The organism is Arthrobacter cupressi (genome assembly GCF_900099975.1).
Lineage (GTDB): Bacteria > Actinomycetota > Actinomycetes > Actinomycetales > Micrococcaceae > Arthrobacter > Arthrobacter cupressi.
This window is the reverse complement of record NZ_FNEI01000029.1, coordinates 1-5,531: the sequence shown is the minus strand read 5'-3', so window position 1 is coordinate 5,531 and position 5,531 is coordinate 1. Positions and strand designations below refer to the sequence as shown.

Sequence of the window (5,531 nt, the reverse complement as noted above, 5' to 3'; positions counted from 1 at the left end):
CGAGTCCCAGGAGCCGACGCCTGTCGGCTGGTCGCTGACTCCTGCCGCCCCGTACACCACGTGGCGTATGCCCGCTTCAGCTGCAGTCTCCGCCACGTTGCTGCCTTGCCGGACTTCGGCGTCGATTCCACTGGTCATGGGATTCTGGACGTTGAAAAGTGCGTATGCCCCTTCGAACGGAATCCGAAGAGAGGCGGGATCCTCGGTGTTCGCCTGCTGAACCTCAGCGCCGAGCGCGCGCAGGGCCTGTGAAGCGTTGCTGGACGGATTTCGGGTCAGGGCGCGCACCTGCCACCCGTCTTTGAGGAGGTGGCGGACCACGGCCGACCCCTGCCGGCCGGTCGCACCGACCACTGCCACCACACCCGGAGTGCCCCTGCCCGCGGAGAAAACCATAGCTTAGTATCCCATTTGGGCCGGAGATTTGACCTGGCACGTAAGGAACGGCCCACGCCCCGTCCGGACGGATGAGAGCGCCGGTTACGAGAGTTTCTCGAGAACTGTCCGCCGCTCGGACCATGAAGGCATGAAGGAGGTGAAGTCGCTTTGAAGACGCCACAGATCATGAGCACCGCCCTTCCTGAGCGGGAGTCCCGCGGCGGGCTTGCGCATCACAGCTTGCCAGTGCGCTTGGACTCCATCTGCCGGAATTTCCTCGTAAGGACAAAGAGTTGCCGCACCCCATCTATGCGGGGTGCGGCGGTTGGGTTGGCTCGCGACTGGGCACGATGGCGGCTGCGTCGGCCCATTGGTGATGTTCTTGGGCGATAGTCAGGTTCCGGCGTCGTTCTGTTAGCGGAGCCAATGCAAGGGTTGAGGATCCGAAGCGCAATTTGGACTGTGAGCGGCGCGTAGGACTGCCCGGCGACAATGAAGCGTCAGAACTAGCGGCAGCGTGGACCCCTTCCGGTCGCAGGACGCCGCCTGGTGTGGCTGTCCTGACGGAAGCTCGGACAGCCTATGTGCCGCCATTCAGTGCAGCCATTGCACATGGACGCAGCTGCCGTAGCAGAAGCCGGCTGAAGTAGAGGGCGCCGCTCAGGCGGCTCGTCACCGGTATGGGGCAGGCCGAGAATCTGGCAAAAGAATCCCGCCCTCAGTTCAGTGTTGCCGTAGCGACTGAGGACAGCGAGAGTCCGGGCCATTGCCCCACGGTTGTCTATCATTATTGTCGGACAGTGCTATCATCATTCAAGCACCGCTCAGGCAAGCTTGGCCTCGCATGAATCACGCTTGGTTCCTGCAGCAGCTCAGGATGGATGCGGTTTTTCTATGGGCGACGTGGCCCAGAAGCAGGAGGAAACATGGTCAAGGCCACAGAACTAACCGGCACAACCACGGCTGATCCGGGGAATCCCACCCCTACGCGGTTACACAATCCGGCCAGTCGCGGCTTCGCCTCCGATAACTGCGCTGGTGTCCACTCGGAGATTCTGACTGCTTTGGCACTGTCCAACGGAGGACATGAGGCCTCCTATGGAGAAGACGCCTACACCAAACGCCTTCAAGGCGTCATGGCCCACCACTTCGGACCTGATACTGAAGCATTCCCGGTCTTTAACGGCACTGGGGCGAACGTACTTAGTCTCCAATCGATGCTGCCACGCTGGGGAGCGGTCATATGCGCGGCAACAAGCCATATCAATATTGATGAGAATGCAGCACCCGAACGGGTCGGCGGTATCAAACTACTCACAATCGACACCCCAGACGGCAAGCTCACTCCCGAACTAATAGCCCAGGAAGCCTGGGGATGGGGCATTGAACACCGCGCCCAGCCGTTGGTGGTGTCTATCACCCAATCTACCGAACGGGGCACCGTCTACACCCCTTCGGAAATTCAGGCGATTGCAGACTTCGCACACGCTCGTGGCATAACGTTGCACATGGACGGAGCCCGGCTTGCGAATGCGGCTGCCCACCTCAACGTGCCGTTGCGCGCCATCACCCGCGATGTGGGAGTCGACGTGCTTTCCTTCGGAGGGACAAAAAACGGCATCATCTTGGGCGAAACCATTGTGTTGCTCACCAAGGAAGCTTCGGCGGGCTTGAAATACCTTCGGAAAATGAACATGCAGCTGGCTTCAAAAATGCGGTTCGTTTCAGCACAAATCATCGCCCTCATGGAAGGGGATTTGTGGCTTCGATCCGCCCAGCAGTCCAACTCCATGGCAAAGCGGCTGAGCGAAGCCGTGAGGGAAATCCCAGGGATCAAACTTACCCAGGAAGTCCAATCAAATGCCGTCTTTGCTACCATGCCGCCCGCGGCGGCCAGCAAGGCAAGAGAGCGCGTACGGTTCCTCGATTGGAATCCCGTACGTGGTGAAGTCCGCTGGATGTGTTCGTTCGACACGATGCCAGAGGACGTCGACAACCTTGTGGCCATCCTTCAAGAATCAGTCGGGTCCTGCCAGAACGAAATTCACTCTGTCGGAGAGCCTGCCATAGTCTCCTAGACATCGGCCACGGCCGTTTTCAGGGGAGCGCGGCCATACTCGGGTGGCAGCGCGGTTCTGTGGCCGGGAGACTGTGTGAACAACTTGATAAAGTGGAACTTCACTTTTCCTTTGTTGATGGCGCGACTAACCAGGGTGTGTGGCTTGGGGGTTATCAATGTAGGTGCCGCGGTGACCCGTTCCGGCGGAGGCCGGGACGGGTTCTGTGTCCAACGGGAGCGGTCGAATGCACAACGTCCTCAGCGAAATCCCAGCGAGCTTCCGGCTCTGCCGGAGGACGACCTCCACGTTTCCGCGAAGGAACTGCAGGCCCCGTACGAGCTGGTGATAGATATCGTCACAACGGGTAGGCCACCGGTGGCTCCGTTCATTGCCGGTGGTGCATCGCTACCCCGCCGATGCTGCAACTATGGATGCAGCTCGGGCGCTGACCGGCATGTTCTTCGGTTCGGACATCTTCAATGCGCCAACCCCTCCCAAGGCGCCGGTGCCGTCGTGAAAAGCGACTGCAAATAATGGCGATCTCGATGATCGCAAACGCCTAGCCGGGAATGCAGTGCCCATGGACTTGAACGCAGCCTGGAACGACTGCCGCAAGGACTCGTTCCAGGCTGCTCGAGCAGTTTCTATATCCCGCCGAACGTTGCATCGAGAGCTCTGAGGATGTCGTCGACCAGATCTTCGGGGTCCTCCAATCCGATGGAAAGACGGAGGTGGCCGTACTTGTAGAAGCAGGCCGGGTAATTCCCCGAGCCGCCCAGGGCGTTCCGACCCACATGGACGATCAGTGAATCATCGTGGCCAACGGATAGGGCTGAAGTGATGACCTTGAGATTCTTGATAAAGCGGTTTTGGGCGTCGGAGTTCCCTTCGACGGCGAATGCCATGACACCTCCGTATCCGCGTCCGCCGAACTGCTTTGTAGCCAATTCGTGCTGCGGGTGCGATTCAAGTCCTGGGTAGAGGACATATGCGACGCGTGGATCAGACTCGAGAACGGCAGCGACCTTTTCAGCGGTGGAGAACTGTTGCTTGAGGCGCAGGGGAAGCGTGACGGAACCGCGCATGATCATCCACGCGTTGAAAGGGGAAATCGCTCCGCCGGCATCGACGATTGCATCGTGGCGGATACGCTGGACAAGCTCCTTGCGTCCGATGACAACGCCGCCCATCGCGTCGCCATGACCGTTGATGTACTTGGTTAATGAATGGATGACCAAATCGGCGCCGTCGTGAAGTGAGCGGTAGAACGGCGCAGGGGTGAACGTGGCATCGATAGTGAGGAGCACCCCGGCTTCCTTGGCGATGCTCGCCAGGGCGGGGACGTTGGCAATCTTGGTGGTTGGATTTGCGATGGTTTCGGCGTGGATGAGTTTTGTGTTGGGCCGGATAGCGGCCTGGACGGCTTCCAGGTCGTCGACGTCGACGAAGGTTGATTCAATGCCGTACTTATCGGAAAGGAGTTCGCCGATAAGGCGGTAGACAGCTCCATAGGTGATGTTGGAAACGACAACATGGTCTCCGGTGTTGAGGAGACTGAAGAAGACCCCGTGCAAGGCTGCCACCCCGGTAGCAAAGGCAGCAGCTGCTTCTGCGCCCTCCATCCCTGCGAGCTTTTCTTCCAAAGCGACCTGGGTTGCGCTGGCATTTCGTGAATAGACCAGGCCGTCGTCAACGCTGGACCAGTTCATATTGGAAGGGTCATCAGGCAGGAGGTAGGAGTTTGCCATGATCAGCGGGGTGCGGAGGGCTCCGGTTCCTTTGTCGACGTTTTTTCCACCATGAACGGCCCAGGTGGCGTCATGGACTGTTGTGTGGTTGTGCTTATCCGGGGTTGGCTTCATTGCAGTTCTTTCGGGAAGTTTTGGTAGTTCGCGTCCCGTGCCGTACGCGCGGGACGATGATCCGGGGCAATCGCTTCGGGTCGATCGAAGATGGTGTGGGCCTAAATGGCCAGCGCGGTGTACTTGATTTCCAGAAATTCCTCGATACCAATCTTGCCGCCTTCGCGTCCCAGACCTGACTGCTTGACGCCTCCGAAGGGGGCGGCATGGTTGGAAACGATGCCGGTGTTGAGGCCGACCATGCCGACTTCCAGCTCGGCGGAGAAGCGCAGGGCCTTGTCCATGTTCTCGGTGAACACGTAGCCGACAAGTCCCCATTCGGTGTCGTTGGCGAGCCGGAGAACTTCGTCCTCGCCGTCGAACACGGTGATGGCGGCGACCGGACCGAAAATCTCGGTGCGCATCAGTTCCGCGTCCTGGGAAACGTCAGTCAGGACCGTGGGGATGTAGAAGTATCCGGGGCCTTCGGGGCGGCTTCCGCCGGTCAGGATCCGTGCACCCTTGGCGACGGCGTCGGCGACCAGGGCCTGGACCTTGTCCAGGCCCTTCTGTTCGATCAGGGGTCCGACGTCGGTCCCTTCCAGGGCGCCGTTGCCCACCTGCAGCTCGGAGATCCGCTTGGCGAACTTCTCGCTGAATTCCCCGGCGACGGAACGGTGCACGAAGAAACGATTGGCGGCGGTGCAGGCCTCGCCCATGTTCCTCATCTTCGCCTTCAGGGCGCCGTCAACGGCCTTTTCGATGTCGGCATCGGCGAGGACGATGAACGGTGCGTTTCCACCCAGCTCCATCGAGGACCGCATGACATTGTCCGCCGCCTGGCGCAGCAGGATCTTGCCCACCTCGGTGGAGCCTGTGAAGCTGACCTTCCGGGCAATGCCGCTGCCCATCCAGGTCCCCACGACGCTGGAGGCGTTCGCCGTGGTGACGACGTTAAGGACGCCGTCGGGAAGGCCTGCCTCGCGGAAGATCTGCACCAAGGCCAGGGAGGTGAGCGGGGTGAGCTCCGCGGGCTTGAACACCATGGTGCAGCCGGCGGCGACGGCAGGGGCGATCTTGCGCGCGCCCATGGCGAGTGGGAAGTTCCACGGAGTGACCAGCACGCAAGGGCCGACAGGCTCCTTGGTGATCATGATCCGGGTGTTGCCGTCCACGGAGGTGGCCTGGTCGCCGCCGATGCGGACGGCTTCCTCGGAGAACCAGCGCAGCATTTCGGCGCCGTAGGCCACTT

Annotated in this window: 5 protein-coding genes; 2 read left to right on the top strand and 3 right to left on the bottom strand. The window is 60.4% G+C overall.

The features are described 5' to 3' along the window. Positions 1–396, bottom strand: a 396-nt coding sequence (locus tag BLP88_RS19330) for an NmrA family NAD(P)-binding protein (RefSeq protein ID WP_139163453.1), incomplete at its 3' end; no start/stop codon positions are given. 908 nt (positions 397–1,304) lie between these two features. Between BLP88_RS19330 and BLP88_RS18480 the strand changes: the two genes are divergently transcribed. Further along, positions 1,305–2,456, top strand: coding sequence for a threonine aldolase family protein (locus tag BLP88_RS18480; RefSeq protein WP_074591656.1), 1,152 nt, complete (start codon positions 1,305–1,307; stop codon positions 2,454–2,456). 57 nt (positions 2,457–2,513) lie between these two features. Beyond that, on the top strand, positions 2,514–2,972 hold the full coding sequence (locus BLP88_RS19325) for a beta/alpha barrel domain-containing protein (RefSeq protein ID WP_139163454.1): 459 nt from the start codon (positions 2,514–2,516) through the stop codon (positions 2,970–2,972). 110 nt (positions 2,973–3,082) lie between these two features. Here the strand turns inward: BLP88_RS19325 and BLP88_RS18470 are convergent, their stop codons facing one another. Both BLP88_RS18470 and BLP88_RS18465 read right to left on the bottom strand, forming a co-directional pair. Continuing rightward, positions 3,083–4,300 carry a trans-sulfuration enzyme family protein gene (locus BLP88_RS18470; protein WP_074591652.1) on the bottom strand — a complete coding sequence of 406 codons (1,218 nt, stop codon included), beginning with the start codon at positions 4,298–4,300 and terminating at the stop codon, positions 3,083–3,085. Between the two features lie 101 nt (positions 4,301–4,401). After that, positions 4,402–5,531: NAD-dependent succinate-semialdehyde dehydrogenase (locus BLP88_RS18465; protein WP_245679920.1), on the bottom strand; the 1,130-nt coding region annotated here is incomplete at its 5' end.